The sequence below is a fragment of the Mucilaginibacter sp. FW306-07-L genome (genome assembly GCF_058782065.1).
On sequence record NZ_JBYSXI010000001.1, the window covers coordinates 72,765 to 93,928 of the forward strand.

The window sequence follows — 21,164 nt, forward strand, 5'->3', positions numbered from 1 at the left end:
ATATCAGCCCGGTGTTATTTTGTTAACAATAATTTAATTGGCTTTATGTTTAATAGCCAATGTTATATATTTAGGGTTTTATCCCCTGCAAAGATATGAATAAACGGTGGGCCATCAGGCAAAAAGCGGATCATGATGAAGTAAAAAGGCTTTCAGAAGCGTTGAACATCAATCCTGTTTTGAGCCATTTGCTGATCAGCAGGGGCATTAACGATTACGAAGAAGCTCGTTATTTTTTTCGACCCGATATACGTCATTTGCATGATCCTTTCTTGATGGCGGGTATGGAACAAGCTGTTGAACGCATTGAACTCGCCATAGCCAGTAGCGAAAAAATATTGATCTACGGTGATTACGACGTGGACGGCACAACGGCGGTATCATTAGTATATGGCTTTTTTAAGGAGCGGTATGATAACCTGGAATATTACATTCCCGACCGTTATACTGAAGGTTATGGTATATCCACCCAAGGTATTGACTACGCGGCGGCCAATGGTTTCTCGTTAATTATAGCGCTCGATTGCGGTATCAAATCTATTGATAAAGTTGATTATGCCAACACGCTGAATATCGATTTTATTATTTGCGATCACCATACCTGCGGCGATACTATTCCCGCGGCTGTTGCCGTGCTCGACCCTAAGCGCCCGGATTGCGAATACCCCTATAAGGAACTTTCAGGCTGTGGGGTGGGCTTTAAGTTGGTACAGGCCTATGCCGAAAAAAACGGTGTTCCGTTTGATGATTTATTTAGGTTTGTTGATTTAGTTGCCATAAGCATTGCCTGCGATATTGTACAAATAACCGGCGAGAACCGTGTGCTGGCCTATCTTGGTCTGCAAAAACTAAATAACGAGCCTTGTACCGGCATCAAGATACTGATGGAAGTTGCAGGCCGTTCAGCCAATTACTCTATTGCCGATATTGTGTTTCTGTTGGGCCCGCGTATTAACGCCGCGGGTAGGATAGATGATGCCAAACACGCCGTGCAACTCCTGATCTCCTGTGATGAAGTGGATGCCCGCGAAAAAGGCGCGCTCATCAACGTTAAAAATACCGAACGCAAAGGCCACGACCTGCAAATAACCGACGAAGCATTAAGCATGATCGGCGCGAGCGAGGTAATGGTTAAACGGAAATCAACCGTGGTGTTTAATGAGAACTGGCATAAAGGCGTGATCGGTATTGTGGCCTCACGCCTTACCGAAAAATATTATCGCCCAACCGTAGTGCTCACCCGCTCAAACGGGCATGTGGCAGGTTCGGCACGCTCTGTTTTGGGATATGATTTATACGAGGCCCTGTGCGGCTGCAGCGACTTGCTGTTGCAATTTGGCGGACACAAATATGCCGCAGGCCTCACCATGAAGCCCGAAAATGTGGAAGCTTTTATGGATAAATTTGAAGAAGTGGTAAGCGCATCCATTACCGCCGAGCAATTGATCCAGCAAATAGAAATTGATGCCGAACTCGACCTGAAGGATATTGATGGCAAATTTTTCCGGGTGCTGAGCCAGTTCGCGCCGTTTGGGCCGGGCAATATGTCGCCGGTGTTTTTGTCGAAAGGTGTTTATGTGAATGGTACGCCGGGATTAGTGGGTAGTAATCATATCAAGATGAGCATCAGTCAGCCAGGCTCAGCATGGTTTGATTGTATCGCCTTTAACCACGGCGAATGCCTGCACCAGATTCGCCCCGGTGTGCCCTTTGATGTATGCTACAGTATTGAGGAAAATGTATGGCGCGACAAGCGTTCGCTGCAGTTAAACATAAAGGGGATAAGGTGTTATTAGCACAATGCCCGGCAACCCTCTTTACTTAATGTGAAGAGGGTTTTTTGTTACTACCTCTTTTTGAAAACAGATAGGGGGCAGAGTTTGGTCAAACAAACCGGCACTTATCCACGTTAACGCTTAAACCTTTTAAATCAGCATAACATGAAATGGCTTGGCAGGCGCGAAAGTAGTAATACCGAACAGGGCAGCGGCGGTGGCCGTGGTTTGGCATTGGGTGGTGGTGTGGTAGGCATTATTGCCGCCGCTATTTACTTCTTTACCGGGATCGATCCATCAGCGATACTGGGCGGTGGGCAGCAACAACAAGGCGAACAAACCAATACCCAGCCGGGCATTGACCCGAACAACCAACAGCAAAAGTTTGTAAGTGTAGTGCTTGCCGATACCGAGGATATTTGGGGTAAATTATTTAAGGAGATGGGCAAAACCTATGAAGAGCCAACCCTGCACTTTTTTGAAGATGGCGTACAAACCGAGGGCTGCGGCTTTGCCCAATCAGCAACCGGGCCTTTCTACTGCCCCGGCGACCGTAAGGTATATATTGACGTTGCCTTTTTTGATGAACTGGAACAACGCTTTGCCGCCGCCGGAGATTTTGCCCGCGCTTATGTAGTAGCGCATGAGGTTGGCCATCATGTGCAGCAACTGCTGGGTACCAGCGCCAAACTGGAGCGTGCCCGAGGCAATGTAAGCGAAGAAGAATATAACAAGCTATCGGTAGCGCTGGAGTTACAGGCTGATTTTTACGCGGGCGTATTTGCCCACTACGAACAAAGCACCAAGAACGTTTTAGAGCCCGGCGACATTGATGAAGCCCTGAACGCCGCCAACCAGATTGGCGACGACCGCCTGCAAAAAGAAAGCACCGGCCGCGTAGAGCCCGACAGCTTTACCCACGGCACCAGTGCCCAACGCCAGCACTGGTTTAAAAAAGGCTACGAAACAGGTGATGTTAAGCAGGGTGATACTTTTGCGGAGATGGGGTTGTAGGGGGGATTAATTAAATTTCTTGAACACCACAAGATATTAGATAATTAGCAATTGGATTGTAGAAATCAGGGTTTCTTGTTGGATCCTCTACGTCGCCTTTGGGCACATATATAACCATGCCTTCTCTTGCACGGGTTAATAACACTCGGTATTTATTGATGATGTATTTTTGCATTTCAAGTTTGCTTACTTTTTGCCATTTGCTACCTTTAAATGCATTAAAATCCCAACTATTATACAGGCGTCTTAAATCCGCATCCCAACAAACCCCAACCCAATCAAGTTCTAAACCTTGAACACCAAATTCTGTGGCTGGAATTTCGAGATAGTAAGATGACCTAACATCGTCTCTACCATTCAAAAACCATTCGGCTTCTTCTAATTCTATTTTTACGTCAAGTCCATAAGGTCTTAGGCGTCTCGCACCTGAACTTGCAACCAATCCCATGCGCCGTGTTCCTTTACATTTTAATTTAAGCCAACGCCTCGCTGTGTCTAAGTCTCTTGTAAGTGTAATTTTATAGTTTGTCAGCTTTTCTATAAATACCTCTTGAGCCGTGTCAGGATCGTCGGTTAAAATTAGATTTACCCACCTCGATAGCTCCTCTGCCTTGTACGAACGAATTGAAACATCCAAATGGAGATTTATATTTTCGGAGACACTTACGTTTTCAGGCGATTGGTTGAATAGTGTTAAATTACCAGTGCTGTGATCTCCAACTTTTAGTTGAGGCGATACAAACACTTTCCAACCAGAGAATTTTTGTTCTATGATGTTACCCCATTCTCTTAAACCAGCTTCGCCTGTGTTTATTTCTTGCCCGCCCCCCACTAAAGCAACAATAGCAGCCCAATCGGTATGTCTGCTCATTATTTCCAGCATCATTTCTGGTTCTGAATGCGGTCGTTGAAACTTTCTCATTGAATGTTCAGCATTCCACGCTCGTTGAGCTTCATCAAAAATTACAATTTTATTGTTGGGCGTTTTCTCTTTCTCAATAAAATAGTGATCAAGAAAGCGATGTACGTTTTCTATGAATGATATAATTCTGTCCGTCTCTTTCTTTTTAGCGGAGGCGTCGTTTCTTTTAATCTTCTTAAAAGCGTCGCGAGATAAAGCTTCCCTTAAAACTTTAATTAATGGCCCATTACCTGATAAAAATGTTGCTAATGACTTATCATTGTCTTGAAATTCATTGTAATGTGCAATATTTAAACCTGCTAAAGTTTTGCCCGCCCCTGGTACTCCTGTTATAAAACAGATGATTTTTTGTTTATTGGCTTTCGCCGTTTTTATTGCATCAATTACAGCATCAGACGTTTTTGTTAGATTTTTTGTGCCTGCATGTGAGCGAGAAATCTCTATAACAGATTTGCCCGCATAAAGAGTTTGTGCTGCTTCAATAATGGTGGGTGTTGGCGAATAGTTGCTTTTATCCCATTTACGATAATCTATGTTAACGTAGGAGTTGTTTACCCAATTTTGATTTATGTTGGCTAATGCATTAGTTATATCTTTAGTATTAGATAAAATAATGTTTTGTACTAATTCTGAATTTGACAGATAGATATTAGTAGTACTTTTAGCTTCGGTTGAAAGCAATACAGGTACAATAATTTTATTTCGGGATTCAAAATGAAAATCTCTTAAGTCCAAACAATAATCTAATAATTGATCTTTATCAGTGTTTAAATACTCGGTGCGGCCAACTTTGAACTCTATTACAATAATAATATTATTGGCTATAACTACAACATCAATTCTTTTTTCTCTGCGTGCAATAGGATACTCTAACAATATGTTCCAATTAGCAATGTTTGCATATTGAGATAAAAGTTCAACAAATGCCGATTTTAAAATTTCTATTTCTTTATTCCAGGATAATGTTTGTGTATGCAATTGCTGGTGGAAGCCAGATAAGCCCGCTTGAGTAGTAAGTAAGCCGACAATTGAATTAATGTCATCGTTAACAAAATGGGCTATGCTGTTTGAATAAAAAGCAGCCATTATTTAATAAATATTACTGAATCAAAAAAAGCTTTGAATGGAATGTCCAAACCATTAACTAATTTCTGTAAACTTTGTATTGAAATATTTCGACGACCATTTTCTACGTCTGTAACATAAGTCCTATCAAGGTCTGATTTGTTTGCTAATGCTTCCTGTGATAGACCTTTATCAATTCGTAGCTCTTTTATTCGCTGACCAACCTGTAGCTTAATATCCATTCAAGCAAATTGGTTTATTGTTGACTATAAGTCAACGGACTATGAGTGTCATTTTGGCAAGTGTAGATTCTAAGTTCACCTATAGTAGTACAGTAATCTAAGTGACTATCCTTTAATTTGAGGATGCCAAACATCCAATTCTTATATTTATATCGAGATAATAGTAACTACAAAAATTATGGTCTTGTAGTATTTAGTAACAGATGCAGCATAGCCTTAATTGATATTCAATTTGCGATTAGAAATGCATTGATAGATCAAACTTGGTTTTATCCAGTAAAGTGGAAGCTACCTTGTTTATACTTTGATGAGTGGAGGGATGACACAGATAATTTATTTCAAGAATTTAATGGTGTTATGTTTACCGATGAGGCTCCGACAGAAAGTATCGATGTGCTCGAATTTATAAATCGTATAAAAACATCATGAACTTTGCATGGTTAGGTATTAACTTCGTCAATTCGTATATATAACATGAAACAACTTCACCTCTACATAATCCTCGCTTTGTTAATCCTCACCACCGCCTGCTCCCCCAAAAAAGGACCATACGCGGTAACCAACAAGGTGTACAACGAGCAGGCTGAGGCATTCGCGCAAACGTTGCTGCAAACTGAGCCGGTGGTTTTGACGGATAGCCTGGGGCGTAAGCTGGCCAGCGAGTGGGTGGGTACGGTGAATTTTAATTTGCGTAAGCCTAATTACGTGGTGATCCATTATACCGCGCAGGATTCTGCGGCGCAAACGCTTAAAACATTTACTATCACCAAAACGCAGGTGAGCGCGCATTATGTTATCGGCGGCGATGGGCGCATTTACCACATGCTGAATGATTACCTGCGTGCCTGGCATGGCGGTTCGGGAAAGTGGGGGAACGGCACGGATGTTAACAGTTCGTCAATCGGTATCGAGTTGGATAACAATGGCCGGTCGCCGTTCAGTGATGCACAGATCAACAGCCTGATCATCCTGCTGGCGCACCTTAAAAAAACATACAATATTCCAACAGCCAACTTCATCGGGCACCAGGATCTGGCACCCACCCGCAAGGTTGACCCCGGCAAATACTTTCCCTGGAAAAAGCTGGCCGAAAAGGGTTTCGGCTATTGGAGTAATGATATGCTCGAACTGGCTCCCGAAGGGTTTGATGTAGCCACCGCCTTACGACTGATCGGTTATGACACCGCCAACCTCAACGCTGCCATCTCAGCCTTCAAAAACCATTTTGTGCAGGCTGATAGCTCACCGGTGCTTTCACAGCTCGACCTGAATGTGCTGTATAATGTTTACCAAAAATATTGATCTACATTGATGAAGGAACACGGAATGTTGCACCAATAGGCAGGAATCCCTCATCCATCAATACAAGTTTACCCTTAGTGAAATAGTAAAACTTAACAACATAGTCATCAGGTATAGTGCTGCGATCCCAATCCTTATAAACAGTTCGATCGGGTGACATTTCTACTACTTTACTTTTACTATGCTCACTTTTAAATTGTTCTTCAGACATGCCTATTGTTACAGGTTTTAGCTTTTGAACCGTGCAGCTTGTCATTGCAAATATTGATAAGGCAATAAGTAATCTCTTCATTGTGATATGTTTTGCAGGTATGATAGCAAAAGCACATGCAGGTTTAATGCAGCTCAATAACAAAGCTGATACATGCTGATTGCCAGCCACAAAAAAAGCGGACTATGAAAAAATAGCCCGCTTTGTATCTGATAAAGAAAGAATAGTTATTTCTTTACCCAGCCATCCTTCAAAGTAACGGTACGGTTAAATACCAACTTATCGGGTGTTGAATATTGGTCGAGCGTAAAATAGCCTTTACGGATAAACTGGTAGCCCTTGCCCGGTACGGCAGTAGCCAGGTCTTCCTCAATAAAGCCAGTAATTACTTTCAGGCTATCGGGGTTAATGTAATCCTTAAAGTCGCCGTCTTCGTTCGATGGATCTTCTACCTTGAAAAGGCGGTCATACAGCCTAATCTCGGCGGTTTTAGCATGCGGAACGCTCACCCAGTGTATCGTACCCTTTACGTTTATACCGCTGGTATCACTACCCGATTTTGATTCCGGATTGTACGTGCAATGTATCTCGGTAATGTTGCCCTCCGCATCCTTAACTACGCTTTCGCCGGTTATAATGTAGGCGTTTTTCAGCCTTACACTTAGCCCTACACCCAGGCGGAAGAATTTCTTAGGCGGAACTTCCATAAAGTCCTCGCGCTCTATCCATATTTCACGGCTGAACGGTATATCTCTCCCGCCTTCACCGCCTTCAACCTCGGGGTTGTTTTCGCCGTGCAGGGTTTCTGTTTGTCCTTCTGGGTAGTTGGTGATCACCAGTTTCACCGGGTCGAGCACGGCCATACGGCGCCAGGCGGTTTTATTCAGATCCTCGCGGATACAGAATTCCAGCAGGGCAACATCAATCATATTTTCGCGCTTAGCCACGCCAATGCGCTCGCAAAACTCGCGGATGCTGGCCGGGGTATAACCACGGCGGCGTAAACCGCTTATGGTTGGCATACGCGGATCATTCCAGTCCTCAACATAACCCTCATTTACCAGTTGCAGCAGCTTGCGCTTGCTCATTACGGTGTAGTTCAGGTTAAGGCGGGCGAACTCATACTGGCGCGATGGAAAAAGCTCCAGTTGCTCAATAAACCACTCGTACAGCGGGCGGTGAGGGATGAACTCCAGCGTACAGATAGAGTGGGTGATCTCCTCAATAGCGTCCGACTGGCCGTGGGCGAAATCATACATCGGGTAAATACGCCATTTATCACCTGTACGGTGATGCCTGGCATGCTTAATACGATACATAATCGGGTCGCGCAGGTGCATGTTTGGCGATGCCAGATCAATCTTGGCACGCAATACCTTAGCGCCATCCGGGTATTTGCCGGCTTTCATGTCCTCAAACAATTGTACGTTCTCCTCAATACTGCGGCTGCGGTGTTGGTTAGGCGTACCTGGTTCGGTCGGCGTGCCTTTTTGGGCGGCTATTTCATCCGGAGTGCTGTCATCAACATAAGCCAAACCCTGGCGCACCAGGTTAAGGGCGAAGGCGTACAGCAGGTCAAAATAGTCTGACGCGTACAGTTCATTGGCCCATTCAAAGCCCAGCCAGCGCACGTCTTCCTTAATGCTTTCTACATATTCGGTATCCTCGGTTACCGGGTTGGTATCATCAAAACGCAGGTTGGTTTTGCCGCCGTATTTTTTGGCCAGTCCAAAATTCAGGCATATTGATTTGGCATGGCCAATATGCAGGTAACCGTTAGGCTCGGGTGGGAAACGGGTATGCACCCTGCCGCCGTTCTTACCGGTACTTATATCGTCTTCAACAATTTCCTCTATAAAATTTAACGATTTTTCTTCGCTCATGGTCAAATATTAACAGTGGGCAAAGGTACGCAAAAAAATGAGCCCCTTTTGCCGCCGCGTTTGTTTCTTTGATGATTTACAGCTACTGATAACCGGATTTAAAGTATAGCTTTGTTTATTAATATTTAACCATTAATTCAGCGGCATGCCTCTACAAAATATATTGGTTGAAACACGTTCGCGCATTTGCTATATCACCATCAATCGCGAAAGCAAACTTAACGCGCTTAATGCAGCTACCCTTAGTGAGTTAGGCGAAGCTGTAAAGCAAGCGTTCGCTGACGCGGATACAGGTGGCATCATTATAACCGGAAGCGGGCCAAAGGCCTTTGTTGCCGGTGCGGATATTGCCGAGTTTGAACCACTGGATGCTGAAGGCGGCAGGCAAATGGCTATAGCGGCGCAGCACCATGTTTTTGATGTGATTGAGCACGGCAGTAAACCCGTAATAGCGGCCATAAATGGTTTTGCTTTGGGCGGAGGGCTTGAGTTGGCTATGGCCTGCCATATCCGTGTGGCATCGGCCAATGCAAAAATGGGTTTGCCCGAGGTTACCTTAGGCCTGATACCCGGCTATGGCGGTACGCAGCGTTTAACTCGCTTAATAGGCCGCGGCCGTGCTTTAGAAATGATATTGACCGCCGATATGATAACGGCTGATCAAGCCTTGCAATTTGGCTTGGTAAACCACGTGGTTGAGCCTGATGAGCTTTTGGCAAAGGCCGAAGAGATCATGAACAAGATATTGAATAAAGCCCCGTTGGCTGTAGCATCGGCCATAAAGGCTGTAAATGCCGCCGTAGCCGGTGCTGATGCCAGTTTTGCGGTGGAGATCGAGGAATTTGCCTCCTGCTTTGCCACTGATGATACCCGCGAAGGCATCGCGGCGTTTATGCAGAAGCGAAAACCTGAATTTAAAGGACGGTAGATGTGTTTCGTTATGGTTGGTTTTTTTGTAACCAAATTTAAATTATTGTAGTATAAGATATAAATGCGGATGTAAATAATGTCCTTGCATATTTTGCCTTATAATCCTATTTTGCTGTATGAAAAGAATTCTCATCATTGATGATGAAGTGAACGTTGCATTGTTGTTGTCGAAATTTTTAACACGAAATGGCTTTGATGTGGTTACCGCGTCAAACGGGGCCAGCGGGTTAGAAAATTTGAAAAACAGTGAATTTAACCTGGTGCTTTGTGATTACCGGTTGGAGGATACCGACGGGCGCGAAATACTCCGGAGCATCAAGACGAATTATCCGCGTACCGGTGTAATTATTATTACCGGCTATTCAGACATAAAAATGGCGGTGGAACTCATCAAAATGGGTGCTTATGATTATATTACCAAGCCATTATACCCGGATGAGATATTAAACACGATCAATAAAGCTATTGAAACCCAATACGCGCTTTTACAGGCTGACGAAGAAGTGCTGCCTGTCGCGGCGCCTGAGAAAGCGGCGGCCAAATCGGGCAAAAAACATTTAATGGGTGGCGAGTTTGTAGTGGGTACCAGCCGCGCGTCAAAAGAATTGGCCCGGCAGATAGACCTGGTATCGCCAACAGGCTACAGTGTAATTATATTAGGCGAAAGTGGTACCGGTAAAGAGGCCGTGGCCAAAAGCATCCACCTTTCAAGCCCGCGGGCTAACAAGCCATTTATAGCGATGGATTGCGGCTCATTGACCAAGGAGCTTGCCGCAAGCGAGTTTTTTGGGCACGAAAAAGGATCATTTACCGGGGCTTTATATACCAAGATAGGCCACTTTGAAATGGCTAATGGTGGCACCTTGTTTTTGGATGAGGTAGGCAACCTTTCATACGATATTCAGGCTGCCCTGCTGCGTACCGTGCAGGAGCGTAAGGTAAAACGTATTGGCAGCACCAAGGAGATCGACCTGGATGTACGTATCATCGTAGCTACCAATGAAAACCTGCAGGAGGGCATCAGTAAAGGCCGTTTCCGGGAGGATCTCTACCACCGCTTTAACGAGTTTGCCATCTACATGCCGCCGCTGCGCGAACGCGGGCAGGATATTATAGCGCTGGCCGAGCATTTTTTACACATCGCTAATGAGGAGTTGGGCCGTAATGTAACCGCTTTTTCGCCCGAGGTGATAGAGTGTTTTATGAATTACCGCTGGCCGGGTAACATCCGCGAGATGAAAAACATTGTGCGCCGTGCCACACTGCTTACCGAAGGCGGTGAGGTGCCGTTAAAAGCATTACCGCTGGAGCTATCGAACTATAAAATGCCGGTGCTGGAAAATACCGCATCCGCATCAGCGCCAACGGCATCAGCGCCTGCTGAAGTTAAAGAAATTAAGCACGACCTAAAAAACGCCGCGCTTGAAGCAGAGTACGAAACCATTTTACGCGTACTGCGCGAGGTTAACTTTAATAAAACCCGTGCGGCCGAGATCTTGAAAATTGATCGCAAAACGCTGTACAATAAAATGAAAGCCATTAATATGGGCAAATAACATGGCCGCATCTGACGAAAACAATATAGATATGCACCTGCTGAGGCATGATGTGAACAACCAACTGTCAAACATCAACCTTTGCTTGGAGCAGCTTAAATACGAGGTGACCGACCCAACCGAAGATTACCGTTTTTACCTGGAAGCCATTGCCATAAGCTGCAAAAAGATACAGGAAATTTTAACGGACAAAGCATAATATTAAAGTAGCAGCAAATTCAAAACAATTTGCCTTATTTGGTTATTACCGTAGCGTCAGCTAATAAATCTGTTGCATGTCCATCTTTAGCTATAAACAGCGTAACCATATTATACTGTTAAGCATAATTGTGCTTGGCTGTTTCTTGTTATATGCCCTAAGCGGCCTGTTCAGCTCCATACTTGGCGCGGTGGTGTTGTTTACTATCTTTCGTTCCACTTATTTATACCTGGTTGAAAAGCGTGGACTAAATGGCCCTATAGTAGCTGTGGGTATTATTATTATTTCGCTCATTGTAATTGTTATCCCCTTTTTGCTGCTCAGCTTTATGGTGATCAACAAGATTGCCGAACTGAATACTGATTCTGTTATGCTCGAAAAATGGTTTAAAAAGATCGACGCTTTTACAGGGTCTAATCTTAACAAACCCTATTTTGTTGAAGAGGGAATACAAAAGCTGAGCGATTACGCTACAGAGCTTTTTCCATCCATTATAGGCGGCGCGGCCAATATTATCGTTATCCTGCTATTCATGTATTTTATACTGTACTTTATGTTTGTGCAGATGCGGAGCTTTGAGACCGGTTTACTTCGCTATGCCCCTTTTCGTGAGCAGCATGCTTTAAAATTCGCCCAGGAGCTGCGCAATTCAACCTATTCAAATGTATTAGGGCAGGGCATTATCTCCATAGTTCAGGGGGTGTTATTAGCCAATGGTTTTTGGATCTTCGGCATACCTGACCCGGTTTTTTGGGGTGTGATAGGTACCTTTATATCTTTTTTACCGGTGGTTGGCGCGCCAACGCTTACTATACCCGCGGGTTTACTGCTCATGGCGGACGGGCATGCCATCAAAGGCGTTGTGCTGATAGCTTACGGCGTTTTGTTTATCGGTAACGTTGATAATGTTTTGCGTATGGTGATCAACAAACGCATTGCCAATACGCACCCGCTGATATCAGTAGTGGGGGTATTCATCGGGTTGCCGCTGTTCGGTATACTGGGGCTTGTTTTTGGTCCGTTACTGCTTTCTTACTTCCTGTTACTGGTTGAAATTTATCAAACCAACCGCATGGCAGCCGAGCGCCTGGAGCGTATACGCACGGGTCCTGATCTGTAAAAATTTTTAGGTACTGAAACTATAATAAGCTAAAAATGGTTAAATAGTTACATATTTAGTCTTGAAAAGCGGTGTATTGCCTTTAGGGCAAAGTATTTAATTAATTTTTTAAAACAAATCGTCTACTTGAAAATTATAATAATATGAACGACAACACAAAAACAGTAGTTGCCTTGCTGGCAGGATTAGCGGCAGGCGCGGCATTAGGGTTATTATTAGCTCCTGATAAAGGCTCTGAAACTCGTGATAAACTCAGCGAATCGTTAAAAAATCTTGGTGATACCATTAAGGATACCGCGGCTGCCGAGATTGATAACCTGGTAGGCTTTAAAGACAAGGTTGTTCAAAACATTAAAACTAAAATTAAAGGCGCTGAAGAAGAATACCAGGACGACCTGGAGCACGCATAAATACAATTTTAGCCCCGCGGTATAGCGGGGTTAACTTAATACCTATCTCTACTACTACCTCTACCTATGGAAGAAAAAAAAGATACTACATCAACGCAGCCGATTATCGATCAGCTTAAGGAATACGCGGAAACGCGTTTTACGCTCGCGAAATATAAGGCCATTGAAAAAGGCTCGTCAATTATTGCCAGCATTATTATTGACCTCATTGTTGTAGTTATTGCGGCAGTTACGTTCTTGTTTGCAAGCTTTACACTGGCATTGTTCCTGGCGGATGTTTTTGCTTCCTACTGGAAGGGGTTTGGTGCAGTAGCAGGTTTATATCTGCTTATAGTTATCATCATTATGGCAGCTAAAGGCAGCTTTGAAAAGCCGATAATTAATGGTTTCATCAAAAAAATCTTCAAATAAAAGTAATGGCGGGCATACCAATTAAAAATATCGACGATCTGAGAAGCGAGATCGCAAGGCTTGAAATTGCTGAAGATGTACAATCATTAGCACTAAAGGTACGTTTCAGCAGCCCTTCGGCTTTGTTAGCAACAGCGCTTTCTATATTTCCAAAATCAGCAACACTTGATGGTGTTAAAGGTGCAGGCTTTTTTAAGCAGGATTTTTTAGGACTTATATCACGCTTTGTACTACCCTTAACACTTAACAAAACCTTATTCAGGGGGTCTAACTTCCTGGTAAAGGCATTGGTAAGTGTGCTTTCGCAAAAGGCATCACACTATATTAGCGAAGATTCGGTTACCGGCGTTTGGGGCAAGGTTAAGGGCCTGTTCAACAACATCGTTAAAAAGAAGAAGCCTGAAGTTGTTGTGGAAACAGTTGTTGTGCCACCAGTGGCGAGCGTTCCGCCGTATACCGAAACTTACTGATCAATAATTTATTGAACAACCTGCATTTGCTATTGGCAGCAGCGAAAGTTATTTTTGCGCTTTAAACTTTTTAAGTGGGTAAAGATAAATTACGCCGGTTTGCCGAGATAGCAGACTTTAACAATGTTTTACAGCTTGACGAAGGCAAGGTAATGCAGGGCCACTGGGCCAATAAATTTTTTAACAACAGCAACCCGGTTGTGCTTGAACTGGCCTGTGGTAAGGGTGAATATACCGTTAACCTGGCCCGGATGTTTCCCGGAAAGAATTTTATCGGTATTGATTATAAGGGTAACCGCATTTGGCGGGGGGCAAAAACCGCTATTGAAGATGGCGTTACCAATGTAGGCTTTTTACGCATCCAGATAGAAACGATCATTGATTATTTCGGACATGGCGAGGTTGACGAGATCTGGATCACCTTCCCCGATCCGCAACCGCAGTTAAGCCGCGAAAGGAAACGGTTAACATCGCCCCGTTTTTTAGCGATGTATAAACAGCTATTAAAGCCGGGCGGTTATATTAATCTTAAAACGGATAACGATAACCTGCATGCTTACACCATTGAAAAGATTGAGGAGCAGGGTTTAAACTTGCATATCCGCACCGAAGACCTTTATCATTCAGAATTTGCCGATGAAGTACTATCGATAAAAACCTATTACGAGCGTAAATATCTCCAGGATAATAAAAATATCAACTATCTGAAATTCTCATTCTAAACAAATGGCCGAAGAAAACTTTTATGACCGGGTGTATGAGGTAGTGCGGCAAATACCTGCCGGGCGTGTTACCTCGTATGGCGCTATCGCGCATTACCTGGGTACAAAACGTTCGGCCAGGGTGGTGGGTTATGCCATGGGCGCTTCGGGCGCGGCGTACCCGCCGGTACCGGCACACCGGGTGGTAAATAGCCAGGGTTTGCTTACCGGTAAATTTCACTTTCCTACTTTTGAGTTGATGGAGCAAATGCTGGCCAGCGAAGGTATTATGGTTGAGGACAGCAAGATCCAAAACTTTCAGCAAGTATTTTGGGATCCATCCGTTGAGCTCTCATTTGACGAACCGCTGTAATTAGAAATTATTTAAACTAATAGTAAATAGATGTGTTGATGATTAAAACATCTATTTATGAAAAAGATATTAATGATAGTTTGCATGGGCGTAGCGGTTGCTGCGGCATCATGCGGCGGAACCAATACCAATCAGGCAGGTGGTGATAGTTCCGTATCAGACACCCTGCAAAAAGATTCGGTGGTACCCGGTAGTACGGACACTAGCAGTACCGGCGTTGACCACTCAAGCAATGGCGGCGTTGATCATCTTCCAAGCACAAATGCCGATTCGGCTAAAAAACAATAATCACTTATGAAAAAATATATTTTAATAGCAGGGCTAGCTATGAGCGTAGCGTTCACGGCTTGCGGAGGCGGAGAGAACAAAGAGGATAACACAACAGATAGCACAGCCGTTAGCGGAGCTGACTCTACAGATATGCCTGATGATACGCTGACAGATAAAGGAGCAGGCACTGACCCTGAAGTAGGCAGAAGCGGCCCCAAGGGTACCAAACCCGATGGTGCAAAACCCGCAGCCCCCGGAGACGGTGAAAAAACCGGGATTGATGGCGGTGATAAGCAATAACAAAACTAAAAACCCTTTGCATACCGCACGGGGTTTTTGGTTACAGTTTATTTGGTATGTATTGTGTTGGTAATCAACATAATGTTAACAAATAAATAATTGCTTATTTATATTTATATGGAATGTTATGGCTTATTTTTATTGACCTGTAGCGGGTCAGTATAAATTTTACCTAAAACATTTTATATGACCTGGAGAAAATTTAGCGGCGAGGTGATCCAAACGCCCATCCTTGATGAAGTTGAACACGCTATTGAGCGCGAAACCGCACTTGGCAATAAGCTTAAAGTCTGCATTGGTACCGACTCGCAGGTTAAAGGCGCGGTTACTGATTTTGCTACCGTAATTGTGTTTATCCGTGAGCAGCGCGGCGGCTTTATGTTCATCCATCAGGAGCGTACTTCGCAAAAAATGAGCATTAAGGAACGTATGCTTACCGAAGTGCAAAAATCCATCGATACCGCTTACCGCCTTTGCGACCTGCTGGATCTGTATGATGTTGACCTGGAAGTACATGCCGACATTAACACCAACCCCATGTTTAAAAGTAACCAGGCCCTGCACGAGGCTATGGGTTACATACTAAGTATGGGCTTTGTTTTTAAAGCCAAACCCGAAGCCTTTGCCAGCTCGTACTGCGCTAATAAAATGGTACAATAAATTAGTTACACCTTTAGTTTAATAGCCGGGTTAAATTTTAATGCCCGGATAATTTGCAGGCAAACCGTTAGCCCTACAATAGCTAACGATACCAGCATCGCTATGGCAAACGGGGTAATGGAAATATGGATGCGGTAGGCAAAAGTTTCCAGCCACTGGTTTGTTATAATTAACGCGGCAGGCCAGGCAATGGCGTTGGCAATAAATACAATATAAATAAATGGCTTGCTTAAAGTAGCAATAAGCTGTTGTCCGTTTGCGCCAAATACTTTTCGTATCGCTATTTCTTTCATACGCAAATGAATGGCTTGCGCCGCCGAAGCGAAAAAGCCCAAGGATGCAATGAATATGGCCAAGGCCGAGAAACAAGTTAACACAGCCCGGAGCTGCTCCTGCTTGGTAAAAAGCTGTCCGTATAGCTCATCTAAAAAGTGGTAGTTAAAATTATCGCCATCAAGTTTGTTAATATCGCTCCAATCACGGTTTAACGTAGTTAACATGGCCGGTATGGCTTTACTTTCGGCACTGACCATGATCTGCGTTTTTAACAGGCCGCAACCGGCATTCATTAAATAAATGGTTGGCTGTACAGCATTTTCAAATCCGTTAGCCTTTACATCCTTAATCACACCTATTATTTTATAGTCGCCTCCACATCCTGTTACTGTGGCACCAAGCGGATTATTTAAGCCTAGCGCTTTTGCAGCCGTTTCGTTAATCACCGCGTTGGCCGAGTCGGTTTTAAAATCTGAAGTGAATAATTTGCCCTCTTTTAATGCGATGTTCAGCGTTTCAAAATAGCCGTAACCTACCCCAATGGTTTGCATGGAGTATGCCTTGTTACGCACATTATATTCATAAGATGGCGGTATAACACCACCCGGTATGTGTGAGGCTACACTCACACTTTTTATTCCGGGAATAGCTTTGATACGATCGCCAACGATTGCGAATTTATCCGGATCATTATAAATGCCCAGGTTATCAATATACACAACCTGTTTAGCCGTAAAACCCACATTTTGCGACTGCATAAAGGCAACCTGCTTGCTGATTACAACCAGGGTAATTACAAACCCAATGGCAAAGGTAAATTGCAATACGGTTATGGCGTTGCGTATCCACCCAAACGTATCGCGGTTAGTGAATTGATTACCACGTAAAACCTCAATGGGTTTAAAACCGGCCATTACCAATGCCGGGTAAACGCCTGCTAAAAGCGTGAGTAATATCAGCGCTATACTGATTTGAATGATAGTTGCAGCACTAATGCCGGAGATAAGCAAATTAACGCCCAACAATTGATTGAAATAAGGCAGGCCGGTAATAGCCAAGCCTATGGCTACTATTAAGGCGATAAGGCACTGAGCAAAAATTTCAAGTAAAAACTGTAAAAGGATCTGCCTTTTTAATAAGCCGTTTACCTTTTTAACGCCCACCTCTTTTGAGCGCCTGTTGGCTTGCGAAATGTAGAGGTTGGTAAAATTCACCCCGGTTACGATCAGTATGATTATCGACAATATCATCAGGCTTTTAACGATCTGATCATTTACGGCCGAGCCATAATGGGGTTTTAGATGCAGGTTTTTAAGCGGATCTAAATATATATCGGGTTTGGCAGTGTTTAATAATTGTTTTGATACCTGGCTGGTATCGGCCAATGCGGCCTGTTTATAAATATTATCTATTTTTTTGGAAAGCAGCTCAACATTGGTGCCTGGCTTTACCAGTAAAAAAGTTTGATAGATCTGATTGGCATAGCTTTGATCTTTGCCTTGCGTAATATCTTCGTTAAAGCCGATGCAATCAAAGTTTAGATAGGTATTGCCGGGCGCATCTTCGGCAATGCCTGCAATGGTCATGGGCATGCCTGATCTGGACATTAGGTTCACTGTTTTATGCTGCACATTACTATCACCCGGAAATAGTACACTGGCCGTATGTTCAGATAGCAGCATGGTAGGAGTAGTACTATCAGGATTAAGGTTGCCCCCTTTAAGCTTGATGCCTAATATCTTGGCGATCGAATAATCGGCCCCAACCCATTTCTTAATTAAAAAGCGCCCGTTTGGGGTGTGAAAAGGTACTTGAAACAAGGCTGTGTTCATCCGGCCGGTTTCTTGTACCTCGGGGCATTGGCTTTTAATTTCAGCCGCCAGCTTTCCGGGGGTGTAGGCCGACGGCCCGTTAGGCATTTCTCGCTCTACCAAAAAAGTGAGGTTGATATTTTTATTCCATTTATCGTAGCTGGTTTCATTATCAACATAGAGCGTTACAAAAATAAACGCCGCCAAACCCAGCGCTAAACCGGCAATGTTTAAATAATTATACCATTTGCCTTTCAAAAAAGTGCGGAGCGCGATTTTTATGTCAATATTGGTCATGCTGATAGTAAGTAGTTAAAAGTAATTAATCAGCACATATTTTAAGCCAGTGTGTAAACGACTTATTGTCAATATTTTGCTGGTAATTGTGGTGTTCGATTATGAACAATGCGTTCGTTTTTGTTGCACGGGCTATTTAGTATACCGGCGCAACTATTCCGGTACTTGTATGTTATCCCCTTGTGAAAACATATACATTAACATGGGAGCAGGCCATGCCGATATCACACAGTGAGGCATGGGACTTTTTTTCATCGCCGATAAACTTAGCCAGGATAACGCCGCAGGGCATGGGCTTCGTCATCACGTCAGACTTTACAGCCGATACCAAAATGTATGAGGGGATGCTGATCTCCTACAACATATCGCCTTTGTTCGGCATAAAAATGCGCTGGACAACTGAGATAACGCATATTGCCGCCGATAAAAGCTATTTTATTGATGAGCAGCGTTTCGGGCCGTACGCCATGTGGCACCACGAGCATCATTTTAAAGAAATAGAAGGTGGTATACTGATGACAGACAGGCTGACCTACGCCATTCCTTATGGTGCGGCAGGCACCATTGCCAACAAAGTGCTTGTACGTAAAAAAGTGAATGATATATTCAGCTACCGCGAAAAGGCTATAGAAAAAATGTTCGGTAAAATTTGATCTATTTGATCAGTACCGACTTATTCTCCGGGTTTTTCTTTGGGTTTTTGATCAAAAAATCTGATTTACGGATATAATGATTAAGCGGCTCCTCAACCAGTTTATAAAGAATGATGGAGATCACGTTCAGTATTACAAAGGCATATAACAGGTTGATCGGATCATTTTCAAAGGGGGAGTGCCAGTCTTTACCCCATTGGTCATATAGTTCAAAAGCGTAATCATTAGCGTGGTTAAACCAGCCATGCAGCAGGTTATACATCCAGCCCAGGTGTATCAGGTAAAATATGTAGGAGCTTTTGCCTAACAACTCCACAAACTTGTTAGCCAGTATTCTTTTAAGAATGGTGCTTTCGGTTAACAGGCCGTAAAAAAACAGCGAGATGCAAATGGGCAGCAGGTAGTTATTGGTAAATATGCCAATCGGGCTTTGTAGGCCGGTAGGCCAGCCTTTAAGCGGTGTTTGTAAGGCCATAATAAAAACGCAACCAAACATCAGGAACAGGCCTAAATAGGAGTACCTGATCTTGTTATTACGCACAAAGCCTTTGCCTAATACATAGAGGGCCAATTGCATCCCCACAAAAAATTCAAAGCACCGCCCTAAAAAGGTAAAGAGCATCATAAACGGAAAGTTGCCGAAAAAGCCATACCAGTCAATCCGGCTAAATGTAACTACCAGCAGTGCCCCAAATAGCGTAATAACTGCAGGCTGCAGCCAAAATTTACGGTACCGCTGCATGATGAAAAATGCGAAAGGTGCCGAAAAGTAAAAACATTCCTCTACCGTAAGCGACCAACCCTGAGCGATGCCGGTATCCCAAAAGTTATAAAAAAAGCCCCGTACAAAAGTGATGTTCATGGCCAGCATGGCGAAAGGGTTATAGCCCTTGGTGATGCTTTGATCGCCGGTGGCGAAAAAGTAAATAAACGCGCCTATGGTAAGCAAGGCATACATGGGGTAAATGCGTGCTACCCTGTTTTTTAAGTATTGCTTAAACCAATCCCTGGTTAAATGGAAGTTATTGTAATACCGGTAAGTAATTAAAAATCCGGATAGAACAAAGAAGATGGTAACGCCAATGTGGAACTCACCAAAAAACCGTTGCCCGATTTGGGAAAAATTTTCACCAACAACGTAGAAATAATGGGATATAAAAACAAGATAAGCAGCCAGCGCACGCACGCCGGTAAGCGCCGGAAAATAGTTTTGCAAGCGATTTTGTGACAAAGCAGTACTTTAAGTAAGGGTTTATAGCAAAAGTTTAAAGAAATAATGCTGCAAACCAAATACCAATGATAAGCTGGGTTAAATTAATGCCGAACCCTGTATCACGCCTCTGTCTAAAATCTTCTTATCAATATAATACTGTATCTCTGATTTTTTGAGCTGCCAGTTAGGGGCGATCAGCAATTCACGGTCGCTTAGGCCAAACAGGCGTTGTACCACCACATCCGGGCGCACAAGCGGCAGCAACTCGCACAAAAACTCGGCGTATTCATCAAGCGTAAACAGTTTGAACGGGTCGCGTTTGTACTTAACGCCCATTACCGAGCCTTCAACAATATGCAGGTGATGGAATTTTACGAACTTGATTTGCGGGTGCCGGTTGATCTCGTCGGCATAGCGCAGCATCATATCATGCGTTTCCCAGGGGAAGCCAAAAATGGTGTGCACGCAAATATCCAGCTTGCTGTTCTCCACCAGTTTCAGGGCGTTCAACAGATCCTCGTGGGTGCAGCCGCGGTTGATCTGGTTCAGGGTATCATTATAGATAGATTCCATGCCCATTTCCAGGTCAACATCAAAGCGGTCGGTATAGCTTTCAAGCAGGGCTATCTTTTCCGCATCAATACAATCGGGCCGCGTACCTACTGATAAGCCTACAATATTTTCAGTGTTAATGCTCAGCGCCTCATCATACATCATTTTTAAATAATGCGCGGGGGCGTAGGTGTTGGTGTTGGGCTGAAAGTAAATAATGAATTTATCGGCCTTATTGCCTTTTATAGCACGCTCCATGCCTTGCTCCACCTGCTCGCGCAAGTTAGGCGTACTGCGGGATACGGATGGCGTAAACGAATCAACATTACAATAGGTGCAGCCGCCGTAGCCTTTTGAGCCATCGCGGTTGGGGCAGGTAAAACCACCATCAACAATAACCTTGAACACGCGCTGCCCGTTATATTTTTGGCGCAGCCATGCACCGTAGTTATTGTAGCCCTTAAACCCTTGTTTTACTTCTGCTGTTTCCACTTATCTTGTATTGCGATGTAAATTGATGTAAGCCACAAAGATACTAATAATGCGGC

Annotated in this window: 24 protein-coding genes; 17 read left to right on the forward strand and 7 right to left on the reverse strand. The window is 43.9% G+C overall.

Features of this window, described 5'->3' with window-relative positions; genetic code table 11:
• The first annotated feature begins 95 nt into the window (after nt 1-95).
• A complete protein-coding gene (recJ, locus tag AC3WJC_RS00280) occupies nt 96-1,796 on the forward strand; it encodes a single-stranded-DNA-specific exonuclease RecJ (RefSeq protein ID WP_492397063.1) in 1,701 nt (566 codons plus the stop codon).
• Nucleotides 1,797-1,940: 144 nt separating this feature from the next.
• Complete coding sequence (gene ypfJ / locus AC3WJC_RS00285) at nt 1,941-2,789, forward strand: KPN_02809 family neutral zinc metallopeptidase (protein WP_492397064.1); 849 nt, start codon at nt 1,941-1,943, stop codon at nt 2,787-2,789.
• Nucleotides 2,790-2,799: 10 nt separating this feature from the next.
• Here ypfJ and AC3WJC_RS00290 read toward each other — a convergent pair whose 3' ends face one another.
• Nucleotides 2,800-4,797 (reverse strand): DUF2075 domain-containing protein, encoded by a 1,998-nt coding sequence (locus AC3WJC_RS00290; protein WP_492397065.1) that lies wholly within the window; start codon nt 4,795-4,797, stop codon nt 2,800-2,802.
• The gene (locus AC3WJC_RS00295) at nt 4,797-5,018 is read right to left on the reverse strand and encodes a helix-turn-helix domain-containing protein (RefSeq protein WP_492397066.1); all 222 of its coding nucleotides are present in this window, start codon (nt 5,016-5,018) and stop codon (nt 4,797-4,799) included. Before AC3WJC_RS00295 ends, AC3WJC_RS00290 begins: the two co-directional genes overlap by 1 nt.
• Nucleotides 5,019-5,141: 123 nt before the next feature.
• On the opposite strand from AC3WJC_RS00295, the gene AC3WJC_RS00300 reads away from it, so the two are divergent.
• Nucleotides 5,142-5,447: a hypothetical protein gene (locus tag AC3WJC_RS00300; RefSeq protein ID WP_492397067.1), complete on the forward strand. Its 306-nt coding sequence runs from the start codon at nt 5,142-5,144 to the stop codon at nt 5,445-5,447.
• Between the two features lie 45 nt (nt 5,448-5,492).
• Nucleotides 5,493-6,320 carry an N-acetylmuramoyl-L-alanine amidase gene (locus AC3WJC_RS00305; RefSeq protein ID WP_492397068.1) on the forward strand — a complete coding sequence of 276 codons (828 nt, stop codon included), beginning with the start codon at nt 5,493-5,495 and terminating at the stop codon, nt 6,318-6,320.
• Nucleotide 6,321: 1 nt separating this feature from the next.
• Here AC3WJC_RS00305 and AC3WJC_RS00310 read toward each other — a convergent pair whose 3' ends face one another.
• Nucleotides 6,322-6,612, reverse strand: coding sequence for a hypothetical protein (locus AC3WJC_RS00310; RefSeq protein ID WP_492397069.1), 291 nt, complete (start codon nt 6,610-6,612; stop codon nt 6,322-6,324).
• 146 nt (nt 6,613-6,758) lie between these two features.
• A complete protein-coding gene (locus tag AC3WJC_RS00315; RefSeq protein ID WP_492397070.1) occupies nt 6,759-8,414 on the reverse strand; it encodes a glutamine--tRNA ligase/YqeY domain fusion protein in 1,656 nt (551 codons plus the stop codon).
• Nucleotides 8,415-8,559: 145 nt separating this feature from the next.
• Between AC3WJC_RS00315 and AC3WJC_RS00320 the strand changes: the two genes are divergently transcribed.
• From AC3WJC_RS00320 to AC3WJC_RS00375, 12 genes are all read left to right on the forward strand, one after another.
• A complete protein-coding gene (locus AC3WJC_RS00320; RefSeq protein WP_492397071.1) occupies nt 8,560-9,342 on the forward strand; it encodes an enoyl-CoA hydratase/isomerase family protein in 783 nt (260 codons plus the stop codon).
• A gap of 118 nt (nt 9,343-9,460) precedes the next feature.
• Nucleotides 9,461-10,900: a sigma-54-dependent transcriptional regulator gene (locus AC3WJC_RS00325; RefSeq protein WP_492397072.1), complete on the forward strand. Its 1,440-nt coding sequence runs from the start codon at nt 9,461-9,463 to the stop codon at nt 10,898-10,900.
• 1 nt (nt 10,901) lies between these two features.
• Complete coding sequence (locus tag AC3WJC_RS00330) at nt 10,902-11,099, forward strand: hypothetical protein (RefSeq protein WP_492397073.1); 198 nt, start codon at nt 10,902-10,904, stop codon at nt 11,097-11,099.
• Between the two features lie 76 nt (nt 11,100-11,175).
• Entirely contained in the window at nt 11,176-12,219 is a 1,044-nt protein-coding gene (locus tag AC3WJC_RS00335; protein WP_492397074.1) for an AI-2E family transporter, read from the forward strand.
• 143 nt (nt 12,220-12,362) lie between these two features.
• Entirely contained in the window at nt 12,363-12,629 is a 267-nt protein-coding gene (locus AC3WJC_RS00340; RefSeq protein WP_492397075.1) for a YtxH domain-containing protein, read from the forward strand.
• 66 nt (nt 12,630-12,695) lie between these two features.
• Nucleotides 12,696-13,040 carry a phage holin family protein gene (locus AC3WJC_RS00345; protein ID WP_492397076.1) on the forward strand — a complete coding sequence of 115 codons (345 nt, stop codon included), beginning with the start codon at nt 12,696-12,698 and terminating at the stop codon, nt 13,038-13,040.
• A 5-nt stretch (nt 13,041-13,045) separates the two neighbouring features.
• Nucleotides 13,046-13,510: a hypothetical protein gene (locus tag AC3WJC_RS00350; RefSeq protein ID WP_492397077.1), complete on the forward strand. Its 465-nt coding sequence runs from the start codon at nt 13,046-13,048 to the stop codon at nt 13,508-13,510.
• A 74-nt stretch (nt 13,511-13,584) separates the two neighbouring features.
• Nucleotides 13,585-14,232, forward strand: a complete 648-nt coding sequence (gene trmB, locus AC3WJC_RS00355; protein WP_492397078.1) for a tRNA (guanosine(46)-N7)-methyltransferase TrmB — start codon at nt 13,585-13,587, stop codon at nt 14,230-14,232.
• A gap of 4 nt (nt 14,233-14,236) precedes the next feature.
• Nucleotides 14,237-14,584: an MGMT family protein gene (locus tag AC3WJC_RS00360; protein WP_492397079.1), complete on the forward strand. Its 348-nt coding sequence runs from the start codon at nt 14,237-14,239 to the stop codon at nt 14,582-14,584.
• Nucleotides 14,585-14,641: 57 nt separating this feature from the next.
• A complete protein-coding gene (locus AC3WJC_RS00365) occupies nt 14,642-14,872 on the forward strand; it encodes a hypothetical protein (RefSeq protein ID WP_492397080.1) in 231 nt (76 codons plus the stop codon).
• Nucleotides 14,873-14,878: 6 nt separating this feature from the next.
• A complete protein-coding gene (locus AC3WJC_RS00370; RefSeq protein WP_492397081.1) occupies nt 14,879-15,154 on the forward strand; it encodes a hypothetical protein in 276 nt (91 codons plus the stop codon).
• A gap of 186 nt (nt 15,155-15,340) precedes the next feature.
• Entirely contained in the window at nt 15,341-15,814 is a 474-nt protein-coding gene (locus AC3WJC_RS00375) for a ribonuclease H-like YkuK family protein (protein ID WP_492397082.1), read from the forward strand.
• A gap of 5 nt (nt 15,815-15,819) precedes the next feature.
• On the opposite strand, the gene AC3WJC_RS00380 is transcribed toward AC3WJC_RS00375, so the two are convergent.
• Nucleotides 15,820-18,198, reverse strand: coding sequence for an ABC transporter permease (locus AC3WJC_RS00380; protein ID WP_492397083.1), 2,379 nt, complete (start codon nt 18,196-18,198; stop codon nt 15,820-15,822).
• Between the two features lie 182 nt (nt 18,199-18,380).
• Here AC3WJC_RS00380 and AC3WJC_RS00385 point away from each other — a divergent pair, with 182 nt between their 5' ends.
• Entirely contained in the window at nt 18,381-18,851 is a 471-nt protein-coding gene (locus AC3WJC_RS00385) for an SRPBCC family protein (RefSeq protein ID WP_492397084.1), read from the forward strand.
• A 1-nt stretch (nt 18,852) separates the two neighbouring features.
• On the opposite strand, the gene AC3WJC_RS00390 is transcribed toward AC3WJC_RS00385, so the two are convergent.
• Both AC3WJC_RS00390 and mnmL read right to left on the reverse strand, forming a co-directional pair.
• Nucleotides 18,853-20,082 (reverse strand): acyltransferase family protein, encoded by a 1,230-nt coding sequence (locus tag AC3WJC_RS00390; protein ID WP_492397085.1) that lies wholly within the window; start codon nt 20,080-20,082, stop codon nt 18,853-18,855.
• 78 nt (nt 20,083-20,160) lie between these two features.
• Entirely contained in the window at nt 20,161-21,108 is a 948-nt protein-coding gene (gene mnmL / locus AC3WJC_RS00395; RefSeq protein ID WP_492397086.1) for a tRNA modification radical SAM protein MnmL/YtqA, read from the reverse strand.
• Nucleotides 21,109-21,164 lie beyond the last annotated feature (56 nt).